This window comes from Olsenella intestinalis (assembly GCF_023276655.1).
Lineage (GTDB): Bacteria > Actinomycetota > Coriobacteriia > Coriobacteriales > Atopobiaceae > Olsenella_J > Olsenella_J intestinalis.
This window is the reverse complement of the sequence record NZ_JALGRK010000002.1, coordinates 879873-895869: the sequence shown is the minus strand read 5'-3', so window position 1 is coordinate 895869 and position 15997 is coordinate 879873. Positions and strand designations below refer to the sequence as shown.

Genomic DNA, 15997 nt, shown 5'->3' with positions numbered 1-15997 from the left:
CTACCGCGCTGCGCGACCCCACGCGCGGCACCACAGATTCGGGCGTTTAGCTCAGGGGGAGAGCGCTTCCCTGACACGGAAGAGGTCACAAGTTCAAATCTTGTAACGCCCACCAAATAATCGCTGGTAGGAAGTATAGTTTCCTACCAGTTTTTTATTTGTCGATTTGGGCCTTTGGAAATAATCGGTAACATTGATGTTTTTGATGGCTGCATTGTTGATATCCAGAACCACCAAATCGCTCCCTGAGGCACCCTCGAGCACCCAAAAACACCATGCACATACATGGATAGAATGGCAACTTCTATTCTTATAGTTAGCGGCCTCGCGCGCATTCAATGCACGAGGCCGCTAAGGTTCTTGCGTCTATGCGGTTGATTCTAACGGCAGCGACGGCGCATGCTACCATGAACCCTATCGCTATGGAGCGCGTCATGCGCGCGCTGGATTGCTTCGCCAAACACGTCGGCCGCGTCGTTAAGGACCTTGTTGGTCGGTATCAGGTAGTGCTGCTGGTCAACACTGCTGGGATCCACATGGCCATGGTAGTCGGCGATGACGCTGTCCCTACCCCGTTCTGTCGCATGATGATCGAATTGGTATGACGAAGACGACCAAGCGGTAAAAAGCTCGTTCGAGGAGGCTCTGTCATCTTTGCGGGAATCTCTTAGAGGCTACGAAATCCACTCGATCTCGCGCTCGGCTTCGTTGAACGTCATACCGTCCCAGATCTTCGCTGCGAGGAAAGCCTCCGTGCACTCCCCGCGACTCGTGCCGTTGTAACGGAATTCGTAGTCGCGTTCGAAGTTCTCTCCGAGCTCGAACATCTCGATGTGCGGTCCGGCGCTGGCGTCGGCTTCGGACCAATCCCACCCTTGAATCAGGTACTTCTTCCCGCGGAAGGATACTTCAAGCTCCATGCCCAACGCGAGCTTGTCTAGGAACGCTTGCAGGTTGCCGTTGATCATGTCCAGCTCCTTCCGAAGTACTTGCCGTAGCGTTTGCGCATGGCTCTGGTTGCCTTGCGCGCTTCTCCGTGCCAATTGGCCTTCCCAGTGATGCCGTACACATGATAATGAAGAACAGGCCTTCCCGATGGGTCCAGGTTTCGCTCGCCGTGGTAGGCGATCTCGTAGCGTAGCCTGTGTTGGCTGTCGTAGAAGCGCATAGTGCGGACGGTGCCGTCCTTGTTCAGCTGGATGTATGCATTGCTCGAGTGCGCCTCTTCTGGCAGGCCGTGCGTGCCCCCTATTCCCTCGAGTACCTTGATCCCGCCGATTTTCATGGTCGTTCGGTACGTATAAGGCACATTGTTGCCGGAAGCGTATGTCCCTCGTCCGCCCATCACCTCACCGCCTTTCGCGCCTTCACATGGTCAACCACGATGTCCACCTCGCTCATCTCTGGGAACGGCTCTCCCAGGCAAATGATGTGCTCTGGCTCCAACTGCCGCAGCATCTCGTAGTAGCCGGGCAGGTATAGCGACTTGGCGCTCTTGCAGGCGTAGGTAGCGATTGCCACCGTGCCGCCGCGCTCGAACCCCCTGAAGCAGAACTCGAAGGTCTGGGCCGTACCCCAGCTCATCGTCGGGTACACGGTCAGCCCATGGCTTTGCCAACACGCCCCGACCCATCGGCTCTTCGCCACACTCTGGAGCTGCATCCACGGCTTCATGTCGGCGTAGACCGAGTGGTCGGGCGTCAGCAGGAAACGGTACTGGGCGACCTTTGCCAGCGTGTTGTCTGGGTTTTTGTAGATTCCCTCGAATCGCGGATCGTCGATGAAGAAGTGGACGCCTCGTCGTGTGTTTGCTTCGATATCGTGCGGCTTTGTGTCCGCGTAGGCTATCAAGTCGATCTTGCCGTCTACAAGTTGCTGTCGCCTCACAAGTGGGATGCCCCAGCGGCCTTCCGTTTCGAAGGAGGAGCGCCATGCCAACTCAGCTCTGAATTCGTCACCTGTTTGCTTTGTCAAACTCATTCCTTTCTAGCGGTGTTCGATTGTCCCGTGCGCAACAATGCGTTCGGAGACGCGCGTGACGCAGGTGACCCTGTTCTTGCCGATGGCGTGGAGGGCGTCAATCTCGCTCTGGGTGTAACCCACGACAATAGTCTGCGCATGATCGTTCTTCTGTTTGATCGCGGTCATGGTTAACTCCGTTCTCGTGATGCAATGGCCGGATCGTGCACGTCCTTCTTGTCTGCTAGCAACTCGAATATACGGCGCTGTCACAGATGACGCAATTGAAGAAACCGCAGTTAAACAGGCATATATAACTAGCAAATCGCACGTATGGATACGGTTTGTCCTGCATCAAATCGCTTTGTTCTTGGATGGCCCGAATAGCAAAGCGCCGCCCCATCGGCGGAATGCTTTGGGGCGGCGTTTGTATTGGTGGGCAAAGCGTTATCTGGCGAGCGGTTTGCTTTCAGAAGAGTCGTCGGTCAGCCTATAGACAAACCGTTCGCTGGCTGACGGTTTGGTCTGTCATTCCTCAGATTCGGTCTCTACATTTTCTCCATTATCTAGCTGTTCAAGACCCAACGCATGCCGACCAGTATCAAGTCTCTGGACCTCTAACCCGCTGCTCCTGAAGTAATCAGCAACCTCCTCAGCAAAGAGCCTGTCTGCCTCTTCCTGCTCGGGATCGTAGATACTCCCATCGGCTTCCATGAAGTAACCGGTGATGTCTGAGATCTCAGGACCATGCCCATCCTCGTCATCGCGCCATTCAGCATGGAAGTAAGGGCCATAATCGCTATAGGATTCGTCGGTCTCGTACCATCGCGGCCACTGATCGTCCCCATTCATCTTGTCGCCGCTGATAGTACGCTCTGCGTCTGCGAGCGCATGGGGAATGGCGGCATGCCTTGGTATGTATGTGCCAGACTTCCCGCTGAGGAACTCGGCCATCTCTCCAATATACCTATGGTCCTCGACGGCTCCCAAACGGTGCATATTTCTTACGGCTGAGGCATCCTCACCATCGATGAAGCCGAGGGCCACGCTGGGATCGACCTCCAAGGTCGCGCACAGAGCAAGGAATTCTCCCAGCTTCATGTTCTCGACCGCACGCATCTTGGAGCGAAATGTCGACTCGTTCACGCCGATGGCCTCTCCGGCCTGCGCTGCCGTTATCTGGCGCAACCGCCTGTACTCTTCAAGGTTCTCGGAGGCAACCGAGCAAGCGTCCTTAACTTCATCGTTGAGGGAGTTGCGGGCGGCGTCTACCTCGGCATCGAAGTCGTACGGTTCGTCGTATGATGGATCGTCGATTGTCGCGGCGGCGCGCTCCACGTTTTTGACCGTCGTCTTGATGGCGTTATCGTGGCTGAAGAACTGCACTTTCGCGTTTGGCGTAGCGCCGGGTCCTCCGTGGGTGCGCTTGAAAAGAATCTCGTGCTTCAGCTTGGAGCCCGCCATCCAAAGCCATATCCAGTCGTGCCTAACGAACTGTCCGGTTGGACGGTTCGGCCCGCGAGTGCGACCTTTTGCCATCAGTCCTCATCCTCCTCGGCTTCGTCGATGCCATTCGCCGCGTTGTAAAGCATCCGGGCAAACTCTACGCTATGCTCGTGCGCCAGCTCTTTGAGGCCATCCGCCTGCCGCTCGTTGCCTTCGATCTCGAGGTCCCGGATCGTTTCTTTGATACGCCTGCACTGGTCGAATTTGCTCCTGATTTCGGGCCGAGCCTTGAGCGCCCTGACGACCTTTGTGGCCGCTTCGGCTTTGGCCTCGTATCCCGCCGCCCAAGGCTGACCGTGATTTGCGATCTGCAGATATGCGTCAACGAGCAAGTTGAACTCGGTATAGTCGAATTCGGTCTTCCACCAAAGTGGCCAGGAGGGAAGCATCTCCCGAAGCACCCTGTTCCAGTTGAGATCGGAGGCGTTGTCCGATATGACGTCCCCGTCCTCAATCGTCTCATCGTTATCCCAGCCAAGGTCCTGCTCGACAATGGGCGACACCGACCGGCGTATCATGGTTCGACCGTTTTGCTTGTTGGCAAGGACCTCAACCAGTTCGCCAACTGCGCGATGGTCGCTTGCCTTGTCCAGGTAGTGAAGGGCTTGAACGAATTTGATGTCCTCGCTGTCGACGTAGCCGAGGATGACGCAAGGGTCAGTAAGGCATACAGCGCAGAGAGTCAGAAACTCCTTGAGCGTAAGGGTGCCGTCCTTCATCTTCTTTCTCAGTGTCGATTCGCTTACGTCTATGGCCAAGGCTAGCTCTGCAAGTGTTACGTGGAAGATCTTGCGGTACTCATTTATGTTCCAAGCCGCTGCATCGCAGATTTCGTTCACCTCGCTGTCGAGCCTTGCTCTCGCGATGCCGAGGGCGTCATAAGGCTTGGCCTCGGTATCATCCCCCTCGGGATCTTCATGGGACTCGGTGTAAACGGCATCGAGTAGATCCACGCCCTTGCTCCAAGTCCAGAACCAATCGCTACGCGCAAATGCGCCCGCCGGCTTCGCAGCACCCCGTCTGCGTGCGGCCGTTTTCATGGCGGTTTCAACGCGTTCGTTCTCATCTTCCTCGGTCAGGTTCTCCCCGAGGGTCTCATCGGTCTCTATAACGGTCTGCCTGCTGTCCATACCATCCTCGCTTTCTGCTTAGCTGGCCACTCCGATGATGGCGAAGGGGCCAGTAGTATGTCGAAACTGGTCATTTGAACGTTTTGCCTTCTTTGGAACCACGCCCGTCAACAATCGAAAGGTCACGTTTCTCGCTGACGATGCGGCATTCGTCTCAGACTAAGACGTCAACAAGTCTCTTACGGCACCTGTCGCACATTGCGTATCGCGCCCTTATCTCGTTACGGAAGTGCCCCCCTGCGGCACAAACACAATCCTATGAAAAAAGCTCTGTAGGAAACTGTCGGCATGGAGAGTATTTTTGTGTGTCCGAGAGTGAAACAAGTCTACAGAGCATAACGCTGGGTGTTTTGCCATACCTGCATTTACCTGCATAAGCTCAACCTGAGTGCAATAGCTCGTATACATTTCCGTTTCTGACACGGAAGAGGTCACAAGTTCAAATCCTGTAACGCCTACCACAATCGAGTGTCTTCTAGGAGAAGCCTTTAACTTGCCGAGCTGAATTCGAATCGGCGCTTTCCTTCTGAGGTGCGTCGCTGTGCTCGATTCGACAGACTGGTCGACATTGCCTGGTTGCGGCTGAACCTGGATATGGTTTCGAGTTGGTTTCCTAGTCGTTAACCTAAGGTTTCAGCGCATTGGCGAAAAGCGTTTGAAACGCAGCCCCGCTATCTTCTAATAGGTTTCGACGAGCGATTGACCAAGAACATGAGGAGGCTCGAAAACAGAATGCAGCCAAACTGTCATGACGAAAGGCCGGACAGGCTCGAGGAAGCCTGCGCGGTTTTCGGCGTGTACGCGCCAGGCGAGGACGTCGCTCGCCTGACGTGCTTCGGCCTGCAGGCGCTTCAGCACCGTGGGCAGGAGAGCGCGGGCATCGCGGTCGGCGATGGCGACACCATCCTCATCCACAAGGGTCTCGGACTCGTCGACCAGGTTTTTGACGAGGAAGCACTCGCGCATCTGAAGGGCGCAATCGCAATTGGCCATACACGCTATTCCACGGCGGGCGGCGGCGATTGGAAGGAGGCGCAACCGCATGTGTCGGCCATTGACGACGAGCCGATCGCGCTGGCCCATAACGGGACTCTGGTCGATACTGCTCCTCAACGAGTTTGGCTCGCCAACGAGGGGATCCAGCTGTACGGCTACACCGATAGCGAGGTGGCCGCGCGCACCATCAGCGTGGATACGAGACGCGCCGGACACATCCGCGCGGGTATCCGCCTAATGATGCAGCAACTGCACGGCGCTTATGCGATAACCCTGGCAACGCCTTCCGCCCTCTACGCTTTCCGCGACCCGAACGGCATCCGCCCGTTGTCGCTCGGCGAGCTTCCCCGCGGGAGGGGTTGGGTCGTCGCGAGCGAGACATGCGGTCTTGATGCTGTCGGCGCCACATTCGTTCGCGAGATCGAGCCGGGCGAAATCGTGAAGATAAGCTCGGCGGGGCTGGAATGCGAGCAGGGTGTCAAGCCTGGGCTTCGCTCCAGCTGTATTTTCGAGTACGTCTATTTCGCCCGTCCCGACAGTCGTCTTGATGGCGAGCTAGTCTATAATGCGCGCCGGCGCATGGGTGAAATCCTTGCAAGTGAGGCGCCGGCAGAAGCCGACATCGTGCTCGGCGTCCCGGATTCAGGCATTCCCCCAGCGCTCGGATATGCTTCGGCAAGCGGTATTCCGTATTGCGACGGCATCGTGAAGAACCGTTACGTAGGCCGGACGTTTATCCAGCCTACGCAGGAGATGCGCCAGATGGGTATCCGCATCAAGTTGAATCCGCTCCCTTCGGTCATACGCGGCAAGCGCCTCGTCGTCATCGACGATTCCATCGTGCGCGGAAACACGTCGAAGCAGCTCGTCACCCTTCTTCGCGATGCGGGTGCCGTCGAAGTGCATCTGCGCATTGTGAGCCCGGAAGTGCTCTGGCCGTGTTTCTACGGAATCGACACCGATACATGCGACCAGCTGATATCTGCGAACAAGTCGGTTGCCGAGGTGGCGAATTACGTCGGCTGCGATTCCCTGGCGTTCATAAGCCTGGAAGGCCTGCACAATGCCATCCGCTCGGAGCACGGCGGATTCTGCGATGCGTGTTTCAGCGGGAATTATCCTGTCGAGATTCCTGAGTTGCTCAGAAGAAAGAGCGGGATGCCCAGTCTGCGCTCCGTTTAGGCGCTCCCTGTTCTCGTTGAGTGGGAATGACGGTGACCCGGTCGTTGTGAAACGTGCCATCGGTACGGCAACCCGCTCGAACCGCTCGGGCCATAGATGCCGACGATCCCGTCGCGCTTGCGAGAGAGACTTGGAACGAGGGGGCGGCTGTGGGGAGCCTTGCACGATTCGGCCGTCCCTCGACGAATTGCCCCGCACCGCCGAAACGGCGTGGACGGAACAGCCAGTAGATTAAAGTAGTTGTCGGTCGTGCCCGAGGCTCCTTGCGGAATGGCGCGTCTGGCACCGTGTCCCACTGTTGAATAGGGAAATGCGAGGGGCAAGATGGATCTACTTGGTGGAGCGATCTCTGTTACGGGAATCACATTCCTGGTCCTCATGAGCTTCGACGTCATCTTTCTCGGGTACCTGCTCGGACGCATCCGCATCAAGGGGGTCAGCCTGGGAGCGGCGGGCGTCTTCATAGTCGCGTTGCTGTTCGGCGTGATGTACAGCACTGAGATCGGGCAGAACATCACCCAGACCGTGGCAGGGGAGAAGGTCGACATCTCCCTGAACACGTTGAAGGTCATTGAGACCACCGGCCTCGTGCTGTTCATCGGGGCGGTCGGCCTGATTGCGGGGCCGAACTTCATCAGGGGCTCCAAGAAGAACTTCAAGTATTACGCCCTCATCGGCCTCGTCGTCACCGCGGCCGGCGTGCTCGCCACGGTCATCTGCTACTTCGTGGGACGCGGATCGGCTGGAAACCAGCAGGAGTTCCTGGCGGCAATCACCGGCGTCATGTCGGGCGCGTTGACGAGCGCCGCCGCCATGTCATCGACGCAGACTGCCGTCGCGACGGTGGCGTCTGGCTCCGCCTCGACCCTGTCGGTCGCCGATGCGGAGGCGATTGTCGCCGTTGGCTACGGCGTCGCCTACATGTTCGGGGTTATCGGCACCGTCCTCTTCGTGCAGGTCATCCCCAGGATGACCAAGGCAAACATGGAGGAGGAGCGCGAGAAGATCCGCCTTACGGAGAAGAGCGAGGACGTTGCTCGGAAAAAGCTCTTCGAGGTTGAGCCCATGGGCTTGTGCGTCGTGGCGTTCGTGGTGGTGATAGGCATTCTGCTCGGATCGTTTAAGGTCCCCCTGACGCCTTCGGGCTATAACGGCGCGACGTTCAGCCTGACTGCCACGGGTGGCGTGCTGTTGGTTGCCCTGGTCGTGGGCCACTTCGGGCACATCGGTCCGATCGAGGCAAGCCCGTCGCAGAACACGCTGAAGTCCGTTCGCGAGCTGGGCCTCGTATTGTTCCTGTTCGGGTCCGGCGTTGCGGGCGGCATGAAGCTCGTCCAGTACTTCAAGCTGATCTACTTCTTCTACGGCGTCATCATCACCGTGGCTCCCATGGTGGTCGCCTACCTGTTCGCGAAGCACGTCCTGAAGATGAGCCTGCTGAACAACCTCGGCTCCATTGCCGGAGGCATGACGTCCACGCCCGCGCTCGGCGCGCTTATCAACGAGGCCGAGACCGACGACGTGGCCTCCGCCTATGCGGCTACGTATCCCGTGGCCCTGATCAGCTTGGTCATCTGCTCCCAGTTCCTGATACTGCTCCTGTCATAGCGCGTTGGCTGTGCCCGCCTTTGGGCGACGCTCGCATGCGCCATGTTGAACGGAGGACGTCGCACGAACATCGATGACCTGAGGCTTTCGCCCGAGCTCAAGGAGAAGGCGTGGGGCTGCAAGAGCCCCGAGGAGTTGCTCGCTCTTGCGGAGAAGGAGGGCTACAAGCTCTCTGACGAGGAGATGGAGGCCGTTGCCGGCGATGGGTTCGCCTAGGTGCGCAGGACCCTGGCTCGACGATCCGCCTCTCCTGTGCGCCCTGCACCGAAGGGCGGTTGCAACGCCTAACGATATACTGTGCAAGCGAAATCTGGCGTCCGCCTACGGTTCTTTCGGATTTCCCGGATCGTAGCAGGTTGACGGGCGTGTCGCGCATCGTCAATTGCACTCAATGGCCAAGCCGTGAATAGTAACGCCTATTACCGTTTGTCTCGGCCTCAATCGAGAACTGTTTGATTCGTCGCCCCGAAGGGGCTAACATTGGATGCGTCCGTGAGGGCCGCCGGCCGGCCTCCCCGCATGGGCGGTGGCGGAAACGCAACCGCTTGCCTCCATCATCCACATCCATCCGCACATAGGCGGCGCTCGTACTAATAATGAACGCAAATGCTTTTGCTACGTTGACGCAGGCCGTTTCAAGACATTGTCGCGTCACGCGTTGGGAGAGGAGACCAACATGGGGGCAACTCTCAAAGGGAAGCTGCCAAGGCTCGCACTAAGCCTGATTTTGGTCATCACCATGGTGCTGGGGCTTATGCCCGGCGCGGGTTTAGGGAAGGCCCTGGCGGATGATGCCGAGACCGGTCGCATTGCGCCCGCAGAGCTGCAGACCGCCGCCGAGACGTATCCCCTCTGGGTTGGCGAGACGCAGGTCACGAGCGCTAACCTGAAGGGTCAGGGCTGGAGCTTCACGCCGGCTGCGAACGGCAATCCCGCTACGTTAACGCTGAGCGGCTACAGCTACACGGGCCCGGGCCATATGGAAACGCTGCAGGACTACGATGGCGAATGGGACTATTATCGCCACGCCCCGATCTTTTGGAACGCTGACAGCGCGTTGGTAGTCGAGCTTGCAGGCGAAAGCGGCATCGTCGTCACCGCCGATTCTACGGGCGGCAACGCTTCAGAAGGCAGCGCCGACGAAGAGGATGAAGATCCAACTCATCGCTACTGCGGCATCTTCTGCGCGGGGAGCCTGACGGTCAGAGGGACGGGCAGCCTTTCTGCAAATGCCGGCGGCATGGAAGACGGAGGGGCCGGCATCTATGCAAAGGGCGACGTGAACGTCGAGGGCGGCTCGGTAACGGCGACAGGCTGCGATTACGGCATCTATTCGTACGAGGGCACGATTGCCATCGGCGCAGACGCCGGAACGGTTGTCGCCGAAACCACAGGGGGCGCGAACACGCTGTACGGGATAAGCGCCGAATACGGTGACGTGAAAATCGACGGCGGTACGGTCACCGCCAGTGGATATCACGGCATCTCCGTGGGAGGCGACATCGTCATCAACGGCGGAGAGGTTTCCGCCCAATGCTCCGTTCCCGCTTCCTACACCACAAGCATCATGGCCCCCTGTGCCATCGCCTGCGACTACGGCACCCTGACCGTCAACGGCGGCACGATCACCGCAAAGGGCCACCAGTACGGCATCTACGCCGTGCGTCACCCCTCATCGGGCGAAACGGGATTGGTGCCCGGCGTCGTCATCAACGGCGGCAGCGTCGTAGTGGAAAGTAGGGAAAGCGAAAGCAGCGCCATCGGCATTGACGGCTGCATCATGACCGTAAAGGGTGGCTCCGTCCAGGCAACTGGAAGCGGCGACAAGGCGTACGGTGTGAGCGCCAACAATTCTCTGGGCAAATCCGGCAGCGGCTTGCTCGTGATCGAAGAGGGGGTTGCGTCTTTTATCGCCCAGGGCCCGGCCGGCGCCATCAACGCGGATACCAGCGTGAAGAACGCCGTTTTAGGCCTTGGCTATTCAGACGTTGCCGGTGCCGAAGGCAAGACGGCCATTGCGGCCAACGCGGAAGGCGCGGATTTGAGCGGCTACAAGCGGGTCCTCTTTCCGGCTGCCGCGGCTTCCGTCACGACGCCGCCTGCGGGGAAGAGCCTTCCCTACACCGGTAAGCCCCAGGAGCTGGTGACGGAGGGCATGGCCAGCGGCGGCACCATGCTGTACTCGCTCGACGGGAAGGCGTATGCCGCCGAGCTGCCTACCGCGACGGATCCGGGCGAGTACACGGTCTACTACAAGGTGGCCGGCGATGCGAGCCATGTCGACTCCCAGACGCAGACGGTGACCTCCACCATTGCCGAGAAGGCCTATCCCGCGCCGACCACGTCCAACAGTGCGGGCGGGTCGAGGTCGGGCCTCCCAAAGACCGACGACACCATGCCGTACGCGGCTCCCGCAGCCACCGCCCTCGTGGTGCTGGCCGCTGCGGCGCTCGCGCTCGCGGCTCGCAGGCGCCAGCGCGACTAGACGAAATTAGTGCGGGCTTCGTCCAGTACTTCAAGCTGATCTACTTCTTCTACGGCGTCATCATCACCGTGGCTCCCATGGTGGTCGCCTACCTGTTCGCGAAGCACGTCCTGAAGATGAGCCTGCTGAACAACCTCGGCTCCATTGCCGGAGGCATGACGTCCACGCCCGCGCTCGGCGCGCTGATCAACGAGGCCGAGACCGACGACGTGGCCTCCGCCTATGCGGCTACGTATCCCGTGGCCCTGATCAGCTTGGTCATCTGCTCCCAGTTCCTGATACTGCTCCTGTCATAGCGCGTTGATTGTGCCCGCCTTTGGGCGACGCTCAATGCGGCCCTCTCGTCCGCCCACCTGCTATCCACCCGCCAGTCACGTGCGCTGGCGGACTTCCCCAATGGAAGTCGAATGGTGACGTTTACCATTGTTAGAAATGGTTTGCGCCACGTACACGCCATGTTGAACGGAGGACGTCGCATGAATATCGATGACCTGAAGCTTTCGCCCGAGCTCAAGGAGAAGGCGAGGGGCTGCAAGAGCCCCGAGGAGCTGCTCGCGCTCGCGAAGAAGGAGGGCTACAAGCTCTCTGACGAGGAGATGGAGGCCGTTGCCGGCGGCTGGTCGTGCGATTCCTTCGGAGAGCGCAGCGACTGCCACCTGAACCAGTGGTACGAGTAGCCGCGGCCCGCTAGGGCGGGTTTCGGTCGCATGGCGCGACCTGCTTCAGATGCAACAGCGGGGGAGGGTGCGGGCCTGGTCCGCGCCCTCCCGTTATGCTTGTCCTGGCCGCCTCCCCGTACGCATTCGTTTGGCGAGAGGAGCGCGCATCCTCGGTCGCATCCGTTCTCGACCGCCCATCGACCACGCTTCGATTGGCGGAGGCCCCTCGATTGCTCCTGCGCCACAATGGCATCGGCTTGAGGCATCGCGAAGGGGAGGGGGGTACCGTGGGTGTCACCGTGTGGCTTGCGCTCGTCATCGCGACCATCGTCGCATGGTCCGCGACGAGCCTCCTGTACAAGGCCGGCATCCGCGATGCGGACGAGCCTCACGTCTGCCTGAAGTACTCCGTCTGCATCGGCCTCGTATTTCTCGTGATCGCCGTCGCCTACCTCGCCATGCGCGAGGAGCCGTTCACGATCTGGGAGAGTGCCGTCAGGTTCTGGCCGATGACGCTCTACGGGCTGCTTTATGTCGTGATCAATACGGTCTCCTTCAAGGGCTTCGTCTACAACGAGGCCTCGGTCGAGTCGCCCGTCGAGCGCGCCAGCTCGGGCATCTCGACCATCTTGCTCGTGTTTGCCTTTCTTGCCCTGGGGCGCGCCGGCTCGATTTCCGAGGTCCTTAACGCCCCCAAGGCCGTGGGCATCGCGTTCATCGTCGTCTGTGTCGCCGCGCTGGCCTGGGTCCGCAACAGGGATCGTCGCAAGAATGCGGAAAGCGATGCCGGCCGTTGGAGGTACGTGGGGCTGGGCACGCTCGTGTTCCCGCTCCTGTTCGCCCTCGGCGACGGCGTCGAGACGATCGTGACCGGCCTGTGTCTCGACACCACCTATGGCTTCGGCATGCCCGAGGGCGACAGCGTCATCATCATCGGCCTGGAGTACGCCGCCTTCGCGCTCGCCTTCTGGCTCTACATCCTCTGGAGGGAGGGTCGTCCCTACAACCCCTTCACGCGCCACAGTGCGCCGCGCATCCTCGGGGCCGTTGCAGACAACGTGGGCATCGTCATGTATGCCTATGCGATGGCGATCGACTCGGTCTCGACCGACCCAATCGTCGCGACCTATCCCATACTCGTGATGCTGGGCGGGCGCGTCTTGATGGGGGAGCGCCTCAGTGCGGCCCAGTACGCGCTCCTGCTCGGAATCGTCTCGGGCAGCATCCTGATCGTCGCGGGGACGATTTGACGCCCGCGGCCGCGCCCGCAGTCCTGTCCGCCACGCACCGGAGGTTCGCCTTGCCAGATCTCAACTTCGCGCTACCAGACTTCACCTCGAACCTGAGCCTGAACCTCGCACTGGTCCGCCTGCTGCGCGAGGAGCCCGCCCTCTTTCGCGAGGGCGTTCGCATCGACAGCGTCTACGGCTCCTTCCCGCGCTGCCGCGCAAACGGCGGCCGCACCCACTTGGGTCTGCAGTACGCGGACGAGAAGATCCGCGCCACGCTCTCGGCGCTCAACGACGCGGGTGCAAAGGCGAGGCTCACCTTCACGAACATGTTCGCGGACGAGGCCATGCTGCGAGACGACCCCTACGTCCGCTCGATCCTCGACATCGCGAGCGACTTCGACGTCGAGGTCATCGTGTATGCCGACGAGGTGGCCGACTACCTGCGCAACAACTACCCGTTCAGGCTCGTGCTGTCGACGACCAGGGGGATCTCGGACGTCGAGACGCTCAATGCGGCCCTGGAGAGGTTCGACTACGTGGTCCTCGACTACAACAGGAACAAGGACCGCGACTTCCTTTCGCGCGTGTCCCGTCCCGAGCGCCTCGAGGTCATGGTCAACGAGCTCTGCGTGCCCGGATGCACCGCACGGAAGCGCCACTACGAGTACGAGAGCCGCCGCCAGCTGGGAGAGTCTCTGCCGCCGTTCGAGGGCTGCAAGAGGAACCACGAGGACATCTTCGACCTCTTCGACGGACCCGTCGTCCTCACGAACGACGGCGTGGCGCGACTGCGCGAGGACTATGGCATCCGCTACTTCAAGGTCGTCGGCAGGGGCCGTCGCCACGACGCCCTCCTCGCCAACCTCCTGTACTACCTTGCGGCACCCGGCTGCGAGGACGACATCAGGCGTCGCCTCGATATCTAGCGATCCCGGGGCGCATCGGATGCTAGGCGGCCGCGAGCATCGATGCGATGGCCTCCGCGGTCTGCTCCTGCTGGTCCTCGCGCGAGATCGTGGCCTGGCCGTCGCCCGCCTGCTCGCCGTAGTTGCCGAAGTAGGCGTGGTTGCCGCCCTCGATGTCGCGCTCGCTCGCGGCCGCGGGCAGGTCCTTCTTCGCCTCTGCGCACCGGTCGCGGTTGAGCACGCCGTCGCTGGTGCCCACGATCGTGAGCGAAGATCCGCCGAAGCCCGTCAGGTCGGCCGACGGGTACGATGCGAGAAACGCCACCGCCGAGAAGTCCTGCGCGTGGCGGCTGGCGAAGTCGGCCGCGGCGACGCCGCCCATCGAGTGGCCGGCGATGCCCCAGCGTCTGACCTCGGGGAACTGCGCCTGGATGCCGTCGGCGGCGTTGGCGTCGAGGATCGCCAGGTTGAAGGTGGGCCTGACGAGCACGCAGAGGATGCCGTGCTGGGCGAGTCGCTGCATCAGCGGGGCGTAGGCCTCCGGCTGCACCTTCGCGCCGGGGTAGAAGACGAGGCCTGCGGTGGGTTGCGCGGGCACGAAGGCGAGCGCCTTGGGCGAGACCTCGCGCACGCTGACGCCGTCGGCGTCCCCGTTGGCGTCTGAGGCCGCGGCGAGCGCCACCTCGTCGGCTCGGTAGTAGTCATTCACATACCAGACCATTGCGACGACGGCGACCGCCAAAAGGGCGGCAAGGGCGACGGCGACGCGCCTCGCGACCACGTGCTTGCGCTCGGACATCTCTTCTCCTCTCGTCTCCTGCCTCCATGGTAGGCAACTCCGCCTGTGCCCGCGGCGGGCTTCGGCCGATGACCCTCGTCGCCGCACCTGCGGGCGCGTGCCGAAAAAGCCCCGCGTCGCGCCCTCGGCTCCCGCTCGCGATGGTAGGGTTTTGCATGGCAAGCGGACGCGCCTACCAGATTGGACGCATATATGGCAGAGCAGGACATCGTCGACCTCACCCGCGACGTGGTCGCAGACGGCCGCCTGGACGAGAAGGGCGTGCAGACCATCCTCGAGGCCGCCCGCAGGCGCAGCGAGGAGACCCCGCTCACCGCCAAGGAGCGCGGCCAGGTCATGGGCGTCGTGCGCGACCGCATGAGGGGCCTCTCCTTCTCGGAGCTCCCGACGCCGCTTCGCGTCCTGAGCATCATGCTCATGGTCGCGTCGCTTCTGGGCATCGGCGCCGCCGTGATGGCCCTGCTGCCTATGGTCAACAGCGGCTTCCTCGAGCAGGAGCTCGGCAAGATCACCGCCACGACCGCCGCGGTCATCATCCTGGCGGCGGCCGCCTCGCTCGCCTCGACCGCGCTCTCCTTCTTCGTGGGCCTGCGCCTCATCCGCGGCAGGCGCGGCGCGGCCAGCGCGCTCATCAACCTCAACATGGCCCTCACGGTCGTCTCGCTCGTCTGCGAGTTCATGCTCTACGGCATCGGCTGGCACCTGCTGTTCAACTTCGTCCACCTCGCGGCCCAGATCGCGCTCTCCACGTACCTCAACCCCTCGCTCGTGAGCGAGTCCAACCTCCAGGCGGGCCTGCGCGCGCTCGACACCGAGGTCCACGCCAAGAGCGGCACGCTCGGCCTTGCCGACCCCGGCGAGGGCTACATCCGCCTCGACTTCTTCAACCTGTTCTGGACCTTCATGGTCGGCTGCTTCCTCGGGCTGGTCGTCGAGGTCATCTTCCACATGGCCGTCATCGAGCCCGGCGTCTACCAGGACCGCGCGGGCCTGCTCTGGGGCCCCTTCTCGCCGATCTACGGCATCGGCGCCGTGCTCATGACCATCGCCCTCAACCGCTTCAAGGACCGCAGCATCATCCTCGTCTTCATCGTCTGCACCATCATCGGCGGCGCCTTCGAGTACTTCGTCAGCTGGTTCATGGAGGTCTCGTTCGGCGCCACCGCCTGGGACTACTCCGACCAGTTCCTCGGCGACCTCTTCGGCGGCCGCACCTGTCTGCTCTACGCCTCGATGTTCGGCGTGCTCGGCACCGCGTGGATCAAGCTCCTGCTGCCCATCTTCCTGCGCCTCTTCAACCTCATCCCGTGGAGGTGGCGCTCCACCGTGACGCTCGTCTGCGCCACGTTCATGCTCGTCAACTGCGTGATGACGCTCCAGGCGCTCGACAACTGGGGCGCGCGCAGGGCCGGGCACGTCCCGCAGCCCGGCATCGAGGAGTTCTATGCGAAGAACTTCGATGACGCCTACATGGCCAACCGCTTCCAGTCGATGACCATCGACCCGAACAAGTCGGTCCGCGCCTAGCAAGGGGGC

Annotated in this window: 16 protein-coding genes and 1 tRNA gene; 10 read left to right on the top strand and 7 right to left on the bottom strand. The window is 61.1% G+C overall.

Annotated elements, in window-relative coordinates; genetic code table 11:
* Positions 1–40 precede the first annotated feature (40 nt).
* Positions 41–115: transfer RNA gene (locus M5D76_RS08500), tRNA-Val, on the top strand.
* A 559-nt stretch (positions 116–674) separates the two neighbouring features.
* On the opposite strand, the gene M5D76_RS08495 is transcribed toward M5D76_RS08500, so the two are convergent.
* The 6 genes from M5D76_RS08495 to M5D76_RS08470 all read right to left on the bottom strand — a co-directional run bounded on the left by M5D76_RS08495 (position 675) and on the right by M5D76_RS08470 (position 4595).
* On the bottom strand, positions 675–968 hold the full coding sequence (locus tag M5D76_RS08495) for a hypothetical protein (RefSeq protein WP_248922955.1): 294 nt from the start codon (positions 966–968) through the stop codon (positions 675–677).
* Entirely contained in the window at positions 965–1345 is a 381-nt protein-coding gene (locus M5D76_RS08490) for a hypothetical protein (protein ID WP_248922954.1), read from the bottom strand. Before M5D76_RS08490 ends, M5D76_RS08495 begins: the two co-directional genes overlap by 4 nt.
* Positions 1345–1974: a DUF4417 domain-containing protein gene (locus M5D76_RS08485; RefSeq protein WP_248922953.1), complete on the bottom strand. Its 630-nt coding sequence runs from the start codon at positions 1972–1974 to the stop codon at positions 1345–1347. Before M5D76_RS08485 ends, M5D76_RS08490 begins: the two co-directional genes overlap by 1 nt.
* 12 nt (positions 1975–1986) lie before the next feature.
* Positions 1987–2148: a hypothetical protein gene (locus tag M5D76_RS08480; protein ID WP_248922952.1), complete on the bottom strand. Its 162-nt coding sequence runs from the start codon at positions 2146–2148 to the stop codon at positions 1987–1989.
* 339 nt (positions 2149–2487) lie between these two features.
* Positions 2488–3423: a helix-turn-helix domain-containing protein gene (locus M5D76_RS08475; RefSeq protein WP_248922951.1), complete on the bottom strand. Its 936-nt coding sequence runs from the start codon at positions 3421–3423 to the stop codon at positions 2488–2490.
* A gap of 74 nt (positions 3424–3497) precedes the next feature.
* The gene (locus tag M5D76_RS08470; protein WP_248922950.1) at positions 3498–4595 is read right to left on the bottom strand and encodes a hypothetical protein; all 1098 of its coding nucleotides are present in this window, start codon (positions 4593–4595) and stop codon (positions 3498–3500) included.
* A 732-nt stretch (positions 4596–5327) separates the two neighbouring features.
* On the opposite strand from M5D76_RS08470, the gene purF reads away from it, so the two are divergent.
* From purF to M5D76_RS08430, 8 genes are all read left to right on the top strand, one after another.
* Positions 5328–6773 carry an amidophosphoribosyltransferase gene (gene purF, locus M5D76_RS08465; protein ID WP_248922949.1) on the top strand — a complete coding sequence of 482 codons (1446 nt, stop codon included), beginning with the start codon at positions 5328–5330 and terminating at the stop codon, positions 6771–6773.
* Between the two features lie 324 nt (positions 6774–7097).
* Positions 7098–8381 (top strand): aspartate-alanine antiporter-like transporter, encoded by a 1284-nt coding sequence (locus tag M5D76_RS08460; protein WP_248922948.1) that lies wholly within the window; start codon positions 7098–7100, stop codon positions 8379–8381.
* Between the two features lie 42 nt (positions 8382–8423).
* On the top strand, positions 8424–8597 hold the full coding sequence (locus tag M5D76_RS08455; RefSeq protein ID WP_248922947.1) for a Nif11-like leader peptide family natural product precursor: 174 nt from the start codon (positions 8424–8426) through the stop codon (positions 8595–8597).
* Between the two features lie 460 nt (positions 8598–9057).
* Positions 9058–10866 carry a carbohydrate-binding domain-containing protein gene (locus M5D76_RS08450; RefSeq protein WP_248922946.1) on the top strand — a complete coding sequence of 603 codons (1809 nt, stop codon included), beginning with the start codon at positions 9058–9060 and terminating at the stop codon, positions 10864–10866.
* 5 nt (positions 10867–10871) lie between these two features.
* The gene (locus M5D76_RS08445) at positions 10872–11162 is read left to right on the top strand and encodes an aspartate-alanine antiporter-like transporter (RefSeq protein WP_346348413.1); all 291 of its coding nucleotides are present in this window, start codon (positions 10872–10874) and stop codon (positions 11160–11162) included.
* Between the two features lie 180 nt (positions 11163–11342).
* Entirely contained in the window at positions 11343–11543 is a 201-nt protein-coding gene (locus M5D76_RS08440) for a Nif11 family protein (protein ID WP_248922945.1), read from the top strand.
* Positions 11544–11812: 269 nt separating this feature from the next.
* Positions 11813–12775, top strand: coding sequence for a hypothetical protein (locus tag M5D76_RS08435; RefSeq protein ID WP_248922944.1), 963 nt, complete (start codon positions 11813–11815; stop codon positions 12773–12775).
* Positions 12776–12825: 50 nt separating this feature from the next.
* Positions 12826–13683, top strand: a complete 858-nt coding sequence (locus M5D76_RS08430) for a hypothetical protein (protein WP_248922943.1) — start codon at positions 12826–12828, stop codon at positions 13681–13683.
* A 22-nt stretch (positions 13684–13705) separates the two neighbouring features.
* Here M5D76_RS08430 and M5D76_RS08425 read toward each other — a convergent pair whose 3' ends face one another.
* Complete coding sequence (locus M5D76_RS08425; RefSeq protein ID WP_248922942.1) at positions 13706–14461, bottom strand: alpha/beta hydrolase; 756 nt, start codon at positions 14459–14461, stop codon at positions 13706–13708.
* 192 nt (positions 14462–14653) lie between these two features.
* Here M5D76_RS08425 and M5D76_RS08420 point away from each other — a divergent pair, with 192 nt between their 5' ends.
* Positions 14654–15988: a putative ABC transporter permease gene (locus M5D76_RS08420; RefSeq protein WP_248922941.1), complete on the top strand. Its 1335-nt coding sequence runs from the start codon at positions 14654–14656 to the stop codon at positions 15986–15988.
* The last annotated feature ends 9 nt before the right edge of the window (positions 15989–15997 follow it).